The following is a 17139-nucleotide window of genomic DNA, read 5'->3' on the forward strand; positions in this document are numbered from 1 at the left end:
AATTTAGACGTTTTCTACGGGCTTTTTGCCCTGTATTTGTTGAGTACAAGCTGCTTACATGAGAGTCCTTTTCCGGGCCTCACGAAATCGTCCACTAGGATACTGAGACTAAATGAAACGCTCTCTTCTTATCTTTGGAGCTCTTGCCGCTCTTGTGGTTTGTGGTCTGGTGCTTGCACCGCTGCTCGTTCCACAAAAACAGCTGAAAGCCCAAATTGCAGAAACGTTCGAGACCGCGACCGGGTGGAAGCTGCGTCTTGATGGGCGGACGAGTGTGGATCTGCTGCCGACGCTGGCCATCGAGATTGAGAATGTTGGTGTTGCCGGTGTTGCACGAGCTGACGGGATTGAGTTCGCGCGGGTTGAGAAAGCCCGTTTTGAGCTGAACTCTCTGCGTTTGCTGACCGGTGGCAACATCATCCGCAACATTGAGCTTGTTGAGCCGACCTGGACTTTGGAGTTTGATCAGAAAGGTGGCGCTTCCTGGCAGCCGCAGCTGGCAAACGGCAAAGAAGGGGAAGCCTCTTTGGTTGCTGCCAACATTGCGGGCCGCGTGGCCTCCTTCATGCAGAAGTTGGATCTGGATACCGTCGGCATTCAGCGTGGCGTTGTTTCTTATAGCGAGCCTGATCAGTCGGCTCCGCTGGTGTTCTCTGATATTGACCTGATACTGAACTTTGAGAGCGGTGGTGATGCGCTGACAGCTGAAGGTGCGTTTGTTCAAGGTGATGAACAGTATGCTGTTGGTGGTCGTGTTGGCTCTGTTACTGCGCTGAGTGAAGCGCGGGCGACCTCTGTTGAGGCGCATCTTGTCGGACCTGCACAGGAGAAGATTGGCTTTAACGGTCAGCTTGCGTTTGGTGTGCGGCCTGTCGGAACGCTTCAGGTTTCTGTTGAGTTGCCGGATCTCGCTGCTGTTGCTGCCCAACATGAGGCGAAGCTGCCCGAGGCTGTTGGGAGTGCTGCGCTTTCTACTGAGCTTCAGTTCCGTCAGCGTGGCGTTCGGACCAAGGATCTTTCGATCACTGCTGGCTCTGTTGGTTTTGGCGGTGATGTTGCGCTGAACTATCTGGAAGACGGCTATGAGCTGAAAGGGCAGGTTGGCGGACAGTCTTTGAACTTTGAGCAACTGCTGCGTTTGGCTGGGCTCGACGTTCCTGCTTCCGGTTTTGCCAATGTGGATGCCTCCTTCTATGGCGTTGGCCAGTCTTATGATGAGCTGGTTGCTGCGCTGGAAGTTGATGGCGGTGCTATCCTGCGCAAAGGGCGCGTCTCGGACATTCAACTGCCGAAGTTGCTGGCAGTTGATGGGCGTGATGAAGCTCTGGACGATATGGATCTGACCTTTGTGTTCTCTGGTTTGTCCAAGCCGCTTGAGCTGAAAGGCACTGCGCGTTGGAATGGTGAGCCGATTGTTTTGCAGGGCGGATTACGCTCTGATGCGAATGTTGATTTAGCATTTTCGAGTGAGATGTTTTCTGGAAGCCTAACCGGTCCATATTCTCTGCGTGATGGATTTGGCGGTATCTTCGCATTCCAGACTGATGACTTTAACAATTTTGCGCGTTGGTATGGACGTCCGTTGCCACGTTATCTGCGTGGACAGAAGCTGGTGCTCTCTGGCCAGTTTGATGCGGATGCAAATGGTGTAGCGTTCCAGAATGCGCGGTTCCAATTGGATGACACCAGCCTTCAAGCAATGGCCGGTTGGATACTGGTGAAGTTCCAAAGTTGAGTGGCCAACTGGAAGTGGCGCATGCCTCCTTCGACAAGATGTTCTCTCGTCATGATGCCAAGAACGCAAAGGGGGAAGGGGATTATGACTTCTCTGTTTTACGCAGCTTTGATCTGGACCTTGGGCTAACCATTCAAGACCTGAAGCTAGGTGCTTTGCGTGGACAGAATGCTGAATTGAGAGCCGCGCTTTCAGAAGGTCGGTTGGCTTTGGATGTGAAGCGAGTTGGTCTTTACAAAGGTGAAGGGGCTGGCAAGCTACTGCTGAATGGTGCGACTGTGAAGCCAGGTATTTCTGCTGAGTTCTCGCTGAAAGGTATCAACGCAGCTCCGTTCCTTGCTTCTCTCGGAGATATGCCGCGTGTGGATGGCAATCTCTATGCTGAGATGGACGTAAACACCTCTGGTAAGACGCCGACCGATCTTTGGGTCAATATGGGCGGTGCGCTGAGCTTCCAGCTTGGCAATGGCATGCTGCATGAGCTGGATGTTGATCGCCTGGTTGCATCTGTTGGCAGCAAAGGTATCACCGGCTGGCCGTTTGCTGAGGCGGATCAGACTGAGTTCTCCAGCTGGGGTGCTGACGTTATCTTTGAACAAGGCACTGCAGAGTTTCAGGCTTTGACCTTGCAGAGTAAAACGGCTCTGGTGGAAGGTCGCGGTGCAATCAACATCAAGGATGGTGAGGTTCTCTGGTATTTGCAGCCAAGTATGCTGGATCAATCCAAGCTGGATGGTGAGGGGACCGCAATCACTCAGACTGCTGATATGGCGCCATTGAAGATCCGCGGTTCTATCAATCTGCCGAGCTTTGAGACTGTTGATATTCAGGAGTATGCGAGTGCGTCCTTCGGGGATGTAAAGCAAACCCAGAAGCTTTCTGAGAAACTGGCGCAGGATTTGGAGACTGCAAAGACAGTTGAGGAAGCTCAGCGTTTGCGGGCAGCTGCTGCTAAGGATGCGCTGACAGCATCTTCTGAAAGTGCTGAGGCTGCCCCTGAGCTGACTGTGCTCGCAGAGCCTGCTACTGAAGGAGGCGCTGTGAATACGGCTTCCATCGGTGATGGGGATTTGCCTCCACTGGCTGAAGGGGCTGTTGCCAACACTGACACTTCTAAAATCCTCATGCCTGTCGCGAAGCCGGGTGAAGCACCAGCATCGGCACCTGCTGCTGTGGCGGAGGCACCGAAGAAGTCACGCGTTATCGCTGCTCCGAAGCGCGATCTGAAGCGGCGTGATGTGGTGCCTCGTGGGCCAGGCAATGTGAACGTGGAAGCGGTTGCTGAGGGAACGGCAGATACGGATGCAACGCTGACCTCACTGGAAGAAGCGTTTGGTATGCCTGCTGGTTTCCTATCTGACTGATCTAAGTTCAATCTGAATAGAAAAAGCCCGGAGCGGTGAATGCTCCGGGCTTTTTTTTGTTGTTAGATGAAGTCGATCTCGTTGCTGAGTGGCATTTGCCTGATGCGTTTGCCGGTTGCCGCGAAAATCGCATTTGCGAGAGCTGGTGTTGACGGTGGTGTTCCCGGTTCACCAGCTCCCCCCATACGTGGAGAGTTCTCCAGCAGCTCAATCGTGATCTTCGGTGCCTGATACATGCGCATGGCGTCATAGGTGTCGAAGTTGGCTTGCTCCACCTGTCCGTCTGCCCATGTGATTTCCTGACCGAGCGCCTGGCTGAGGCCGAAGTTGATGCCGGACATGATCTGGTCTTTGAACATGCTGGGGTCCAGCACGATGCCCGGATCTGCAGCTGCCCAGACTTCCTCGATGGTGACGGTATTGTCTGTGACGTCGACCTGAACCACTTGTGCTGTCCATGTGCCGAATGAAAGAACATGGGCAATGCCACGTCCTTTGCCTGCTGGCAGCGGTGTGCCCCAGCCTGACATCTCTGCAACGCGTTTCAGCACTTCTCGAGCTGGCAGGAACTCGTCGCTGGTCAGATGGCTAGGCGGAACTCAAGCGGGTCTTTGCCTGCCTTGTGGGCTGCCTCGTCCATGAAGCTTTCATGGAAGAAGCCGTTGATGGAGTTACCGACTGAACGCCAGAAACCCAGTGGAACCTGAAGGTCGGCCACATGGGCCTGACAACGGATGTTTTCGACATCCAGAGGCTGATTGAATGCGCCATCAAGCACTGTGTTATCCGGGCCAGCTGGGCTGATGCCCGGGAAGATCCTTGGCATCACGCTTTGGATGATGGATGGGGAGGCCACGTGCATGTCCATGGTCTTCAAGGTGCCATCTGGTGTGACCTGACCTTTGAACTCACCAATCGCCATTGGACGGTAGGTGTCATGCTGCGTGTCTTCTTCTCGCGTCCATGTGACTTTGACTGGATGCGGCGCCGTTGCTTCCGCGATCACTGCGGCATAGAGAGCGAAGTCGACTTCTAGACGGCGTCCAAAACCACCGCCGAGGCGTGTTGTGGTGACGTCGATATCTGCGCTGTCCATACCGAAGTGACTGGAGACCACAGACTGGATCAAGCCGGGAGCCTGCGTACCGGTCCAGACGCGGATTGTACCTCCGTCGTGCTGAGCGGTTGCGTTCATTGGCTCCATAGTGGCGTGGGCGAGGAAAGGAACGCGGTATTGAACTGATACGGCTTCACTTTCCGGAATGGAGGTGAAGACTTCGGCGTCAGATCCTGTGCCGCCGAGCTCAAAGGTGGCTTCCTGTGTCAGCGCGTTTTCAAGGGCGGACCACATCTGATCGGTGTTTTGAAGGGAAAGTGGATCGTCCCACTCGACTTCGAGCGCCTCTGCGCCTTTGAAGGCCGCCCACGTATTTGTCGCGATAATGCCGAGACCTTCGCCAGCGATGGTTTTGATCTCAACCACGTCTTTTACGCCGGGAATAGCGAGGGCTTCAGTTTTGTCGTAGCTCTTGATGCTAACGCCCTTGCGTGGGGCCATTTTGACGGTGCCGTAGAGCATATCCGGCAGCTGGACGTCGATGCCGAAGATACGGCCACCCGTGACTTTCTCCTTCAACTCAACACGCTTCTGCGATTTGCCGAGGATCTTCCAGTCTTTGGCTTTCTTCAGCTTCATCTCACTTGGTGGGAGATAGCTGCTGCTTTGCGGGCCAGTTCGCCGTACGTGACGGACTTGCCTGAGGCTTTGTCCGTGATGGTTCCGTCTGCGAGCGTCAGGTTCCCTTCAGAGGTGCCAAAGTGCTCAGCTGCGGCTTTGACCAATACGTACTTTGCTGCGTATCCGGCTTCGCGCATCTTCACGAAGGCGTCGGTCATGGAAGAGGAGCCGCCGGTCATGTTCAGGCCGAGGAATTTGGCGACGATCTTCATGGAGCCACGGGCCATCTCTGCCAGCACGCTTTCATCGTAGAACGGGAATGGTGCGGACTCTTCCAGCATGGAAGAGTTGTAATAGGCCGGGCTGGATGGTCCGTGTTCTACGACAACCTGTTCCAGTGGAACTTCCAGCTCTTCTGCGACCAAAGCTGCGAGGGTTGTGTGGACGCCCTGACCCATTTCAGCGCGAGGGGCGATGATAGTGATGGTGTTGTCTGCATCTACCATCACATAGGGATTGAAGGGTGTCTCGCCTTCCGCCTTCTTTGCGTCCAGCGGGTTGGCATAGGGCTTCTGGTAGAAGTAGTAGCCCACGGCGAGGCCACCGGCAGCTGCAACGCCAAGGCCGAGAAAGGCGCGGCGGGTGTATTTTCCCAATCGGCTCATCTTCAAGCTCCCAGCGTTTGAGCTGCGTCTTTGATCGCGGCTTTGATTTTTGGATAGGTGCCACAGCGACATAGGTTGGTCATGGCATCGCTGATGTCTTCATCAGATGGGTCCGGGTTCTCTTCCAGCAGAGCAACCGCAGCCATGATCTGGCCGGATTGACAGTATCCGCATTGCGGGACGGAGTGTTTCATCCAGGCCTGCTGAACGGCGTGGAGCTCATCTCCCTGAGAGATGCCTTCGATGGTGGTGATTTCACCTTCTACTTCGCCTACTGGCTGGGAACAGGAACGAACAGCTTCTCCGTCAATGAGAACTGTGCAAGCCCCACAGGCGGCGACACCGCATCCGAACTTAGGACCTTTGATGTCCATGATGTCCCGAAGCGCCCACAGGAGTGGCATTTCCGGATCGGCTTCAATCTCTTGTTTTTGACCATTCACGGTCAGAGGAATTTTCGGGTACATTTGTTTGGCGATCCCGTAAATTTAAAGTTAGGAGACTTTCGTTCTCTTAACTTATGATCTAACGGAAGTTTGTCAATGCACATTGCCAAGATTAATTGACATGCATTGGAAGGGGACATATCACCACTTTATGACCAACCAGAGTTTTCAGCGCGCCAGATCCGCCGAAGCAAAGGCGCAGCGCCATAATGATCTTATTCGTGCCGCGACCTGTGTTCTTGAGCAGGACGGTGTAGATGGACTGACCCTGCAGGCGATTGCCAGCCGCGCGGGCATTGTGAAGTCCAATATCTATCGGTACTTCGAAACGCGGGAAGCCATTCTGGTGGAATTGCTGCTGCGTGATTTCGTGGAGCTGATCGAAGATATGGAAACCAAGGTTTCTGGTGAGATGGCGCCTGCCGATATGGCGCAGCTTCTTTCTGAGATGTTTGCATCCCGTCAGCGTCTGTGTGAGCTGATGAGCGAAATTGCGCCGACAATGGAAAAGAACATCTCCATTGATTGCATTCGCAACTTCAAGCGGGCTTTACTGGCTGAAGCCAGTCGGGCAACTTCTGTTTTGCAGAAAGGTCTGCCATGGCTGAATGCTGAGGAAGCAATGGCTGTGTTCTTCAGCATTCACGTGTTTGTTGCCGGGCTATGGCCTGTGACCAATCCTCCGCCTGCTCTGGTTACACTCTACGAAGAGCCGGAGTTTGCACCGCTCAAGTATGAGTTTGCACCGGCGTTGTTTGGTATGATCACCGCCCACCTGCTTGGTCTGGAAGCGTCCAAAAAGCTCAGCGCATAAATGCTGTGATTGCTTGTTCCAACCGGTTGATGCCGACCTGAGGATCGTTGGTGTTCTGAATTTCCACCAGATGCGGCAGCTCGGGCAGGGACAAGTCTGCACGTCTTAAGCGTTGCTCAATGTCTTCTGCGGTTTCGCGGCCTCTCATTGATAAGCGCTGGGCGAGCACGTGGATCGGTGCCGTGATGTGTACGACCAGCAGTTTCTCGTATTTCTCGACTGCTTCTGCCAGTGCTTTGCGGGAACCGTTGGCGATGGCTATACCGCCTTTGGTGATGTGGTTATCGACACATTCCGGCAGGGCGTAGGTTAGTCCATGGGCGGGCCAGGATAAGGCGACGCGGCCTGATCAATGAGCTGAGACATCTCTTCATTGCAGACGGCTTCATGTGGCTCGGATCCTGCATCTGCTGGCCGGGTGATCAAGCGGCGAGCAAACATGATGTTTGCGTCACCTTCACATCGATCTTTATAGCCATAGATGAGCGTGTCTTTGCCTGCGCCGCTTGGGCCGACGACCATCACCAGAGCGCCGGGACCAAGTTTGCCTGCTTGCTGGCTGGTTTTGTCCAGAACTGTCACGACAGATCCATCTCCTGATTGCCTGCGTTAAGCGACGCGGTAGCCTTCGCGCCAGACACCGCGCACGATTGGCACATCACCGACCATGCGTACCTGAACCAGATCAGCTCGGCGGCCAACTTCCAGCGCTCCGCGATCAGCAAGACCAACGGCTTCTGCCGGGATCTTGGTGACTTTCTGGAGAGCGTCTGGCAGGGAGATGCCTTCGATTTGCTGGGCGAGCAGGAAGGATGCTTGCAGGAGGGAGACTGGGACGTAGTCTGAAGACAGAACATCCAGATAACCAGCTTCGGCCAGCTCACGAGCGGAGATGTTGCCGGAGTGGGATTTACCACGCACAACGTTTGGCGCGCCCATGAGCACGGCCATGCCAGCTTCGTGAGAAGCTTTGGCAGCTTCCAGCGTGGTTGGGAACTCAGCCACGTTGATGCCGAACTGAACAGCTTCTTCCACGTGGGCGAGGGTAGCATCGTCATGGCTAGCCAGCATAATGCCTGCTGCTTTGGCCCGTTCTGCGATAGCGCTGCGGTTTTTGTCGGAGTTGCGTTCAGCACGTGCTTTCATTTGCTGCATGAACTCCTGCAGCCGCTCCTCTGAGAAACCTTTTTTGGTTTTGTAATAGAGCTCGAACTGTTCCAGTGAGGTGAACTGACGTTGTCCCGGCGTGTGATCCATCAAGGAAGCAAGGCGCACGCGTGGGTCATCGTTGAACAGGTCGAAGCCTTCCACGCAGTTGTCTGCTGAGACTTCGCAGCGCAGGTGGATGTAGTGATCTGCGCGCAGGCGGCCTTCCTGCTGGCCAATCTCAATGGCATCCGCCATGGCGCGCATGTCTTTTGCGGTCAGGTCTGCATCATCTTCCATGCCAACGCGCAGAGCATCAAACACGGTTGTGATGCCGGAGCAAGCGATCTGGGCGTCGTGGGCTTGTACTGCAGACACCGCATTCCAGGTTACGCCTGGGCGTGGTTTGTAATGGTTTTCGAGGTGGTCAGTATGCAGTTCAACAAGGCCGGGTATGAGGTAATCGCCTTCACAATCCAGCGCATGAGAAACGTTGCCGCTGCTTAAATCGCTGATTTTGCCTTTATCAACCGCCAATGTGCCTTCCACCACCTGATCAGGCAGGATCAGCTTTGCGTTGGTGAAGGTCATTGGTGTGTGTGGTTCGACCATTGTTGATGTCTGGTGTGGCGCTTCGCCGACTAATACATCGCTCATGCTGATTGTCCTTCCAATGGTCTGATTTCAATGACTTGAAATGGCGCTCCGGCCTCTGGTTCAACACAGAGGGCGAGGTGCGAAATGGAGATTGGTTGATGAATGACAGGCTTGAAGTGGTCTTCTGCGGCAGCTTTGAGAGCTTTGCGCTCCGTCTCGTCTTCAAGCCGTTTTGACAGGGTCATGTGAAAATGGAAATGCTCGAAAATATAAGGGTAGCCCCATTCCAGCATATAGGCATCCTGCTGTGGTGTCAGGTTGGCCTTACGGCGGCGTTCGATATCCTTGTCGCTTAATGGAGCGCGCAGGTGATCGAACTCCTTGATGCATTGTGCTGCCAGCCCGTTGAGTTGCTCTGACGGCTGGGTTGGTGTCAGCGCTAGAAACTGCCCCAGAAAGTTGGGTGCTAATCCTTCAATGGTGAAGGCCGGTGTTTGCCTGGCAAAAGCGGAAAATGTTGCTTTTACATCCTTCAAGGACCTTCCAGTTGCCAGATGAAAGGGTGGCTTCATGGTGGCATGAAAGCCGTAGCGACGTGCGTCCTCAGTAATTGAATGCAGGCGTTCTTCAGCCAGCGCATTGAGTTGAGGTTGCTCAAGACTTTCATTTGAGAACGCTGATCGCCCGAGCCACTGACTGCCCAGTTCGGTAAGTTTGGCTGACTGCGGGTGGGTGAAATAGATTGAGTAACGCATTTCCAGAATATCCTTGGGCTTCGAGTTACCGGGCAAACAGTGTCAGTCCTATGACACGTCAGGCCGGTTCGAAGTGATCCAGAAACCTTTCCACAGTCATTGATTGAAACAGCGGGAGACGCTCGAAGATATCGTCTTCGTGCCAGTTCCACCATTTGAGTTTGATGAGGCGGTCTGCCGCTTCCTGCGAGAACCGCCTTCTGATTGGTTTGGCAGGAACGCCGCCTACGATTGTGTAGGGTTCAACATCCTTTGCCACCACAGCACCAGCTGCGAGGATTGCTCCGTCACCGACGGTTACTCCGGGTAGTACAGTTACACCGTGACCGATCCAGACATCATTGCCGATGGTGACGCGTGCAGCTCTCCGGTCAGCAAAGAACTTGTGGTCCCGCTCTTTGTCTTCACGGTAGTACTCTGGTGTGTAGGTGAAGCGATGTTGGGAAACCCGCTCCATGGGGTGATTGGGAGGACCAAGACGAACATTGGATGCAATGGCCGTGAACTTGCCGATTGTGGTGTCCGCAACCGTAGAGTTCGGGCCAATGTAGGAGTAGTCGCCGATCTCACAATATTCCAGATAGGTTGGGCCAAGCACTTCGCATTGCTTGCCAACCTGAGCCTCTCTTTGGATGACGGTTGACTCAATGACCGTCTCCGCAACTTTGGGGGGCTTTACCATGGAGCGGGGTTCCCTTTTCTGCATACCTGTTGCAGGCATGCGTTAAGCAGCTGAGGCGAACGAGGTGACGTCGATGATCCGGTCAGCAATGGCATCGCGCACATCATGGTCGTGCAGGATGCCAACCATTGCCACACCTTGTTGCTTCTTCTCTTCCACCAGTTCCACCACCACAGCTCTGTTGGCAGCATCGAGGGAAGCTGTTGGTTCGTCGAGAAGCAGGATTGGGTAGTGTGCGATGAACCCGCGGGCGATGTTGACGCGTTGCTGCTCGCCGCCGGAGAATGTGGCCGGAGGCAGTTGCCACAGGCGTTCTGGCACGTTGAGGCGGGAGAGCAGTTTGCCCGCTCGTTCAAATGCTTCGTCTTCTGCAACGCCTTGCGCCATCAAAGGCTCAGCAACCAGTGTGAGAGCTGGCACGCGCGGGATGGCCCGTAGGAACTGGGAGACATATCCGATTGTGGTTTCGCGCAGGCGGATGATGCGGCGCGGGGTTGCATCTGCCACGTTCACGATCTCATCGCCGTCCGTAATCAGGATCTGGCCTTTCTGGCAGCGGTAGTTGGCGTAGATCATCTTAAGGATTGAGCTTTTGCCGGACCCGGATGGTCCGCCCAGCACAACGCATTCTCCAACAGACACCGAGAAGTTGACACTGGAGACAACCGGGATTTCCAGGCCGCCCTGCAGGTGCATTTTGAAGGACTTGGCAAGATCTGAAACGAGCACTTTCGTCTTGGGTGTGTTTGACATCGTCTTGTCCTTAAGGCTGTAGAATGGAGGAGACGAGGAGCTGGGTGTAGCTCTCTTGTGGGTCGTCCAGCACCTGATCTGTCAGGCCGCTTTCGATCACGTGGCCGTGGCGCATAACCAGAATACGGTGTGAGAGCAGGCGGGCTACTGCCAGATCGTGGGTTACGATGATCACGGAGAGACCGAGGTCTGCCACAAGACCGCGCAGAAGATCCAGCAAGCGGGCCTGTACGGATACATCGAGGCCGCCAGTTGGCTCGTCCATGAACACGAGGCGCGGGCCAGTCACAAGGTTCCGCGCAATCTGAAGGCGCTGGCGCATGCCGCCAGAGAAGGCGCGTGGGTCATCGTCGATGCGGTCTTCTGCGATCTCTACACGGCCAAGCCAGTCTGTTGCGGTGTCACGGATGTTACCGTAGTGACGCGCGCCGACTGCCATGAGGCGTTCACCAACGTTGGCGCCTGCTGAGACTGTCATGCGCAGGCCATCTGCCGGGTGCTGGTGGACGAAGCCCCAGTCAGTGCGCATAAGCATGCGGCGTTCTGCTTCGCTCATCTCATAGAGATTGCGCATCTGGCCCATGCGGTTGCGGTAGTTAACCGAGCCGGAGGTTGGGGTGAGGCGCGTTGCGAGGCAATTGAGCAGCGTTGTTTTGCCCGAGCCACTCTCGCCTACAATAGCAAGCACCTCACCCGGATAGAGGTCGAAGCTGACATCTTTACAGCCAATGCGACCGCCATAGAGTTTTGTCGTGTTGCTGACTTGAAGTAGCGGAAGGTCTTCAGTGCTTTGAATAGGCAGAGACATTAGTCGTTTCCTTCTGCTTCCAGCGGGTTGGTTCCCAGGTGACCAACATGGCCTGCTTCGCGGCGGTCCTCGCAGAAATCACTGTCGGAGCACACGAACATGCGGTTGCCGTCGTCATCCAGAATGACCTCGTCCAGATAGACGCCTTCTGCTCCACAAATGGCGCAGGGTTGCTCGAACTTGGTGACTTCAAAGGATGATCTTCAAAGTCGAGGCTCACCACCTTGGTGTGTGGCGGGATGGCATAGATGCGCTTTTCGCGGCCTGCTCCAAACAACTGGAGCGCTCCATCTGGTCCATCTTGGGGTTGTCGAACTTAGGTGTCGGAGATGGGTCCATCACATAGCGATCCTGCACCATGACCGGATAGGCATAGGCCGTTGCGATGTGGCCGAACTTGGCGATGTCTTCATAGAGCTTCACATGCATGAGGCCGTACTCTTCCAACGCATGCATCTTGCGGGTTTCGGTTTCGCGAGGCTCTAGGAAGCGGAGTGGTTCCGGGATTGGGACCTGATAAACAAGCACCTGATCCTTGGTCAGAGTGTCTTCCGGAATACGGTGGCGGGTCTGGATGATGCTGGCATCTTTGGTCTTGGTTGTGGTGTCTACGCCTGTGGTTTCAACGAAGAAGTTGCGCAGGGCGACAGCGTTTGTGGTGTCGTCGGAGCCCTGATCAATCATCTTCAGGCAATCATCTTTGCCGATGACAGCAGCCGTCACCTGAACACCGCCAGTGCCCCAGCCGTATGGCATTGGCATTTCGCGGGCGGCGAAGGGGACCTGATAGCCGGGGATCGCGATGCCTTTGAGGATTGCACGGCGGATCATGCGTTTGGTTTGCTCATCCAGATAAGCGAAGTTGTAATGCTCGCCGGAGATGCCTTGTGTCTCAACGTGCTCGGTCATTGTGCTGCCTCCGCAACGAGTTCCTGTTCAGCTGCTTCGCGCTTTTCCTGCCATTCCTTGCGAACCTTGCGGATCAACTCCAGCTCTGACTGGAAGTCCACGTAGTGGGGCAGCTTGAGGTGCTCAACGAAGCCGGTGGCCTGAATGTTGTCTGAGTGGGAAAGGACAAACTCCTGATCCTGTGTTGGAGAGTCGATCTCTTCCCCTAGCTCTTCAGCTCGTAAAGAGCGGTCTACGAGAGCCATAGCCATGACTTTACGCTCGCCCTGACCGGGAACCAGACCGTAACCGCGAGTGAACTGCGGTGGAGCGGAGGCAGAGCCTTTGAACTGGTTGATCATCTGACATTCGGTGACTGTCATGGTGCCCAATGGAACCTCGAAGCCGAGCTCTTCCATGAAGAAATCAACCTCGACTTCTCCCAGGCGGATTTCGCCTGCGAATGGGTGGGTTCTGCCGAAGCCGCGTTGGGTGGAGTAGCCAAGAGCTAGCAAGAAGCCTTCGTCTCCGCGGGCGAGGTTCTGCAAGCGTAGATCCCGATCAGCCGGGAAGGTGAGTGGTTCGCGGGTGATGTCGCCAACCGGTGCATCTGGTGCGCGTGGCTCGTCTTCTTCAATCAGGCCTTCGTCATTCAGGAGATCGGTGACACGAGGAACAACTTCTTCCTTTTCGAACTCCTGAGTTTTGGGTGCTGGTGCTTCACCATCTGCAGCCAGTTTGAAATCGAGTAGGCGCTGGGTGTAGTCGAAGGTTGGGCCTAGCAGCTGTCCACCGGGGAGATCCTTGTAAGTCGCAGAAATGCGGCGGCGGATCAGCATCTTCGCCGTGTCGATCGGTTTGGAGTAGCCGAAGCGTGGCAGGGTGGTTCTGTAGGCGCGCATCAGGAAGGCGGCTTCAATAAGGTCGCCGCGGGATTGCTTGATGCCCAGTGCTGCCAGTTCAGCGTCGTACAGTGAGCCTTCTGCCATCACGCGGGAGACGGAGAGGTAGAGCTGCTCGGAGATTTGCTTGAGACTCAGGGATGGGATGCTGGTATCACCACGGCGATCTCGAGCCATGAGCTTGTGGGCGTTTCGGATGGCTTTTTCGCCACCTTTCACAGCAACATACATGGGTTAAGCCTCCAAACCGGTGATTTTCGTAGAGCGTGGCAGGCCTGCGACCTGATTGGCTCCGGCGAAGATGACGTCGATGCCGAGCGGATAAAGCGTGCTGTTGTCTTGCATCTGCTGCCAGAAGGTTGCTGGTGCAGGTGTGATGCTGAACTGCTTCTCAGTTTTGATACCCGGGCCTTTGAGGGTGACGCCGGTATCTTCGGTCAGTTCGTCGACCATTAGGATGATTGTTGTCGAGCGGTCCGGATACTCTGCTGTTCCTGCTGAAAAGCTCGCGATGGCTGGTAAGAGCTTGGTATTTGAAACCAATGCGAATGCTGCATCTGCAGGGCTTTCAACAAAGGGAGCTGCTGTGTGGAAGCGGATGTAGTTTTTTACGCTTTCATCCGCTGCAAGCGCAGGGTCCAGCCATAAAGGCGTATCGTAATCGCAGAGTGTCAGTACTAGTGCTGTTGCAGCAACGGACAACGGTGCTGGAGGTGTGAGTGTCAGATCATCCAGCTGCTGCACTGTGCCTGGCTGTGCCAATGCGTTCATGGTGGAACGGAAGATGGACTGGGCGTTGTGGACTGGATCTGCAAAGCCGGGAGCGGGTGCTTTTGCGAAAATTGAAGTTGCGGTTTGCGTGCTCATGTCATTCTCCCCGTACCATGGTGAAGAAGTCCACTTTGGTGGCGGCGACTTCAGCGCGTGTTTCGTTTTCAGCTTGCCCCTGAGCATTTGCCAGTGCTGAAGAATTTTCGCTTCAATCAACTCGCGGTTTTCGGGCTGTTGCCAGAGAGCATCGACCAGTGCGGCTTGCAGAACCTTTTGCTTATCCCGGCCAAGGGCCTGACCAAATCCTGTGGTGCCGTCTTCAAGGGCGATGACGCAGCGGGTGACGGTGGCTTCGCACATGTTGAAGGGAGCACCGGTGCCGCCTGCGCGGCCACGGACCATCACCAATCCGATTTCTGCTGGACGGATAACGGTGTAGCTCGGCTCCAGACCGAGGTTGCTCCAGACGTCAGCAAGATCTTGCGCTGAGGCCTTGGCCAGAATGCCCATGGCATTCTGCCTAGCTGCAATTTCGGGTGAATGCTCTTTGAGCGAACTTGCCGTCATTTCAGCCCCTTTGACTTTCAGGAACACGCTGGTTCTCTGACATTGTGTGGTGACGCTTTGATCAGGAGGTTGGTCTGCGCGTCTGAATTTGGTTGCTAAGCTAGAATGAATGTTGTCTAGTTGTATAGACAAATATTTTGCTCGCCAACTGAGTAGTGTTGTTTCATGACGAAGACATGACGAATCCGATGAAATTTGATTTTTCTCCGATTGAGCGACGTGCCGGCGTTGCCATGTGGAAGCAGATTGCAGAAGTGCTGCGCACTGAGCTTTCGCGTGCTGAGGTTTCTGAAGGCGAGAAAATTCCTACAGAACAAGAGCTTGCCCAAAGTTTTGAGGTGAACCGCCACACCGTTCGGCGAGCAATTTCAACGCTGATTGAAGAAGGTTTTCTGCGTTCAGATCAGGGGCGGGGCACCTTTGTTGCCCGGGCTCCGCTGGTTTATCCCATCGGTCCGCGCACGCGTTTTTCGGAGAATTTGTCGGGTCAGGCGCAAGAGGTTTATGGGGATATCTTCCGTACAACAGAGGTGGTGGCAGATGCTTACACCGCTGAATTGCTGGAGGTAGACCTCGGCACGGCGCTGTTTAAATGCGAGTCTGTGAGCTATGCCGATGGGACACCGGTTATCGCAGGAACGCGCTGGTTTGAGGTGTCTTGCTTCCCAAACCTGCCTGCAGATTTGCGGGAGACCAACTCAATCACGAAGATCATGGAGAAGTATGATTTCGGCGATTACCGGCGCAAAGAAACGCGGATTACTGCGGCTCTTTGTAGTGCACACAATGCGGAGCTGCTGAAGATTTCCGAAGGATCGCCGGTGCTTGTGATGGAATCCATCAATGTGAATGCGAGCGGTGCACCTATACAAATCGGTCGGGCTTATGTGGCGGCTGACCGGATGCACCTGACTGTCAGAAACGACTGAACCTGGATCAGTGCCAGTATTTGGGGGCTTCTACCGCTGCGTTCCAGCGTTCCTGGGCTTCCAGCCAAGCGTTGTCGGCGCGGGCTTGATGCCAGCCAGCGACGAAGCCGATGACTGTTGAGACTTCGTTGTTTTGTAAGGATTGCGGAAGCTTCATTGCGACGAGACGGTCTGCCATAGCTACATCATTCAGGTAGCCGAAGGTATTTTGCAAGCGTTTCAGGCACTTAAGGAAAATGCGCAAGTCTTCTGGCTCGTAGAGTGAGCGGAAGAACTCAACGGTGTAACGCATTTTTTTGAGCGCTTTTCGCAGATCATGGCGTTGCTCAATCGTAAGATCCTGCAGGTTCTCAGCCCGCTTTTCGCAAGCCCGCCAGCGTTTGGAGAGGGCGTTTTGTGCGAAGGTCTGGATCGGCAGGTCGAGTTTTCTGGTGTCTGTCAGGCCCAGATTTTCTTTCCATGCCGGGCTGTGAGAAAGTTCCCCCAGCTGCAGTAAGAAGCCGTTGAGTTGCGGATTTATCAGGTCTTGCCTCAGCTCAACCTGCGCTTCCACATGGGCCAGTTTGATGGCTTCGAAGAGTGGTTCGACCGAGTGGGTAACTGGTAATAAAGGAATGACGGGTGTGATGATGTCTTCCACCAGCACATCGATATCCCTTTGATTTCCTGCTGTTGTTGCCAGTTGTTTTGCGGAGGCATCTAGGTCAGCGATGATTTCGTTGTTTGGTAAGGCTGCCTTGTAGATGTTGAAGGCGCTTCTTAAACGGCGGAGACCAACGCGCAGTTGGTGTGGACCTTCGGAGATGTCTTGCTGCAAAACACAGGAGCGATTGGCGACGATCTGATTGAGACATTCGCCAAGGATTTTCTGGAGGGCGGACCCTGCACTTTCCTCTGGTTCCAGCTCGATATAATTGGAATGCTGTGCTTCTGATGGGAGCTCAGGTGGTTGACCACTTGCCAGCCGGTAGCCAACTCCTGCTTTGTTGCTGTTGGAAAACAGAATTGGTCGATCTTTCATGAGAGCGCCAGCCAGTTTGTATAGGCTCTCGACCGGACCTTCCATGAGCTCCAGTTCCACTTCGTGGATGGGATGCTCATCTGTCTTGGTTTTGGCAATGCCGCTGTCAAAAGCGACTTCGATCTTGGCACCGGCTTTGTCGGTGTAGTAGGTCAACGTGCGGGAGATGGCGGTTTCAAAAAGGATGCCCCAATCTTTATCTTGCAGCAAAGACAAGAGCTTCTGACGAACTTCCTCATCTGTGATCGCATCAAAGTCTGGTTCGATCCCACCAATGGGCAGCTCAAGCTCAATCCGTTTGGAGAGCCCGGACTGCATGCCGCCGCCTTGCTTGATGGTTTGCAGCCAGTTGGTGCCGTTGTGGCGGGTTCTGAGGGAAATACGTGCTTTTTTGAGCGTGTGGTCTGGCGTGTCGTAATAGACTGAACGGAGCTTTTTAGTCGACTGTTCGCTGACAGCAAAGCCTTTGGGTGGCTTGGCCTTGATCAGCTGCGCCAGTGTTGCTTCATCGACGGAAAGTTTGAGCTCAATCTCGTGCATGATCGCAGGACCACCTTAAGCACAGCGTGCGATGCGGAAGCGTGTTCCATCCCACTCTTGTTGATTTTACGTAGTAAA

19 protein-coding genes and 1 pseudogene are annotated in these 17139 nt (G+C 54.7%); 5 read left to right on the plus strand and 15 right to left on the minus strand.

What is annotated here, in order from left to right:
* The first annotated feature begins 112 nt into the window (after positions 1–112).
* Positions 113–1735: an AsmA family protein gene (locus JCM12308_RS29475; RefSeq protein WP_208978404.1), complete on the plus strand. Its 1623-nt coding sequence runs from the start codon at positions 113–115 to the stop codon at positions 1733–1735.
* Complete coding sequence (locus JCM12308_RS29480; protein WP_208978405.1) at positions 1708–3099, plus strand: AsmA family protein; 1392 nt, start codon at positions 1708–1710, stop codon at positions 3097–3099. Before JCM12308_RS29475 ends, JCM12308_RS29480 begins: the two co-directional genes overlap by 28 nt.
* Before the next feature lie 62 nt (positions 3100–3161).
* On the opposite strand, the gene JCM12308_RS31420 is transcribed toward JCM12308_RS29480, so the two are convergent.
* The 4 genes from JCM12308_RS31420 to JCM12308_RS08980 are packed head-to-tail and all read right to left on the minus strand — an operon-like array spanning position 3162 to position 5909.
* Positions 3162–3650, minus strand: a complete 489-nt coding sequence (locus JCM12308_RS31420; RefSeq protein ID WP_244271863.1) for a molybdopterin cofactor-binding domain-containing protein — start codon at positions 3648–3650, stop codon at positions 3162–3164.
* A gap of 29 nt (positions 3651–3679) precedes the next feature.
* The gene (locus JCM12308_RS31425) at positions 3680–4795 is read right to left on the minus strand and encodes a xanthine dehydrogenase family protein molybdopterin-binding subunit (RefSeq protein ID WP_244271864.1); all 1116 of its coding nucleotides are present in this window, start codon (positions 4793–4795) and stop codon (positions 3680–3682) included.
* Positions 4792–5442 carry a molybdopterin cofactor-binding domain-containing protein gene (locus JCM12308_RS31430; protein WP_244271865.1) on the minus strand — a complete coding sequence of 217 codons (651 nt, stop codon included), beginning with the start codon at positions 5440–5442 and terminating at the stop codon, positions 4792–4794. Before JCM12308_RS31430 ends, JCM12308_RS31425 begins: the two co-directional genes overlap by 4 nt.
* A 2-nt stretch (positions 5443–5444) precedes the next feature.
* Entirely contained in the window at positions 5445–5909 is a 465-nt protein-coding gene (locus JCM12308_RS08980) for a (2Fe-2S)-binding protein (protein WP_083417395.1), read from the minus strand.
* 130 nt (positions 5910–6039) lie between these two features.
* Here JCM12308_RS08980 and JCM12308_RS08985 point away from each other — a divergent pair, with 130 nt between their 5' ends.
* Positions 6040–6702, plus strand: coding sequence for a TetR/AcrR family transcriptional regulator (locus JCM12308_RS08985; RefSeq protein WP_008551353.1), 663 nt, complete (start codon positions 6040–6042; stop codon positions 6700–6702).
* On the opposite strand, the gene JCM12308_RS29485 is transcribed toward JCM12308_RS08985, so the two are convergent.
* The gene (locus JCM12308_RS29485) at positions 6692–6850 is read right to left on the minus strand and encodes a hypothetical protein (protein ID WP_208978406.1); all 159 of its coding nucleotides are present in this window, start codon (positions 6848–6850) and stop codon (positions 6692–6694) included. The two genes, JCM12308_RS08985 and JCM12308_RS29485, sit on opposite strands and share 11 nt — an antisense overlap.
* A gap of 21 nt (positions 6851–6871) precedes the next feature.
* Here JCM12308_RS29485 and JCM12308_RS29490 point away from each other — a divergent pair, with 21 nt between their 5' ends.
* A complete protein-coding gene (locus JCM12308_RS29490; RefSeq protein ID WP_208978407.1) occupies positions 6872–7015 on the plus strand; it encodes a hypothetical protein in 144 nt (47 codons plus the stop codon).
* Here JCM12308_RS29490 and JCM12308_RS29495 read toward each other — a convergent pair.
* From JCM12308_RS29495 to phnH, 9 genes and pseudogenes are all read right to left on the minus strand, one after another.
* Positions 7012–7284: a nucleoside/nucleotide kinase family protein gene (locus tag JCM12308_RS29495; RefSeq protein WP_208978408.1), complete on the minus strand. Its 273-nt coding sequence runs from the start codon at positions 7282–7284 to the stop codon at positions 7012–7014. The genes JCM12308_RS29490 and JCM12308_RS29495 overlap by 4 nt on opposite strands.
* Positions 7285–7311: 27 nt before the next feature.
* Positions 7312–8460, minus strand: coding sequence for an alpha-D-ribose 1-methylphosphonate 5-triphosphate diphosphatase (locus tag JCM12308_RS08995; protein WP_054783622.1), 1149 nt, complete (start codon positions 8458–8460; stop codon positions 7312–7314).
* 41 nt (positions 8461–8501) lie between these two features.
* Positions 8502–9200: a DUF1045 domain-containing protein gene (locus JCM12308_RS09000; RefSeq protein ID WP_054783495.1), complete on the minus strand. Its 699-nt coding sequence runs from the start codon at positions 9198–9200 to the stop codon at positions 8502–8504.
* Positions 9201–9258: 58 nt separating this feature from the next.
* Positions 9259–9921 (minus strand): DapH/DapD/GlmU-related protein, encoded by a 663-nt coding sequence (locus JCM12308_RS09005; protein WP_054783496.1) that lies wholly within the window; start codon positions 9919–9921, stop codon positions 9259–9261.
* 3 nt (positions 9922–9924) lie between these two features.
* Positions 9925–10635 (minus strand): phosphonate C-P lyase system protein PhnL, encoded by a 711-nt coding sequence (gene phnL, locus JCM12308_RS09010; RefSeq protein ID WP_054783497.1) that lies wholly within the window; start codon positions 10633–10635, stop codon positions 9925–9927.
* A 10-nt stretch (positions 10636–10645) separates the two neighbouring features.
* Entirely contained in the window at positions 10646–11443 is a 798-nt protein-coding gene (gene phnK, locus JCM12308_RS09015; protein ID WP_008551522.1) for a phosphonate C-P lyase system protein PhnK, read from the minus strand.
* Positions 11443–12352 (minus strand): annotated as a pseudogene (locus tag JCM12308_RS09020) (alpha-D-ribose 1-methylphosphonate 5-phosphate C-P-lyase PhnJ). The gene phnK and the pseudogene JCM12308_RS09020 overlap by 1 nt, the downstream one beginning before the upstream one ends.
* Positions 12349–13464 carry a carbon-phosphorus lyase complex subunit gene (locus JCM12308_RS09025; RefSeq protein ID WP_054783498.1) on the minus strand — a complete coding sequence of 372 codons (1116 nt, stop codon included), beginning with the start codon at positions 13462–13464 and terminating at the stop codon, positions 12349–12351. The pseudogene JCM12308_RS09020 and the gene JCM12308_RS09025 overlap by 4 nt, the downstream one beginning before the upstream one ends.
* Positions 13465–13467: 3 nt before the next feature.
* On the minus strand, positions 13468–14571 hold the full coding sequence (phnH, locus tag JCM12308_RS31435) for a phosphonate C-P lyase system protein PhnH (protein ID WP_244271866.1): 1104 nt from the start codon (positions 14569–14571) through the stop codon (positions 13468–13470).
* A 188-nt stretch (positions 14572–14759) separates the two neighbouring features.
* On the opposite strand from phnH, the gene phnF reads away from it, so the two are divergent.
* The gene (gene phnF / locus JCM12308_RS09040; RefSeq protein ID WP_208609248.1) at positions 14760–15500 is read left to right on the plus strand and encodes a phosphonate metabolism transcriptional regulator PhnF; all 741 of its coding nucleotides are present in this window, start codon (positions 14760–14762) and stop codon (positions 15498–15500) included.
* Between the two features lie 7 nt (positions 15501–15507).
* Here phnF and JCM12308_RS09045 read toward each other — a convergent pair whose 3' ends face one another.
* Positions 15508–17061 (minus strand): CYTH and CHAD domain-containing protein, encoded by a 1554-nt coding sequence (locus JCM12308_RS09045; RefSeq protein ID WP_054783500.1) that lies wholly within the window; start codon positions 17059–17061, stop codon positions 15508–15510.
* Between the last annotated feature and the right edge of the window lie 78 nt (positions 17062–17139).

Origin of the sequence: Pseudovibrio denitrificans JCM 12308, from assembly GCF_001310815.1 — a bacterium.
Classification (GTDB): Bacteria; Pseudomonadota; Alphaproteobacteria; order Rhizobiales; family Stappiaceae; genus Pseudovibrio; species Pseudovibrio denitrificans.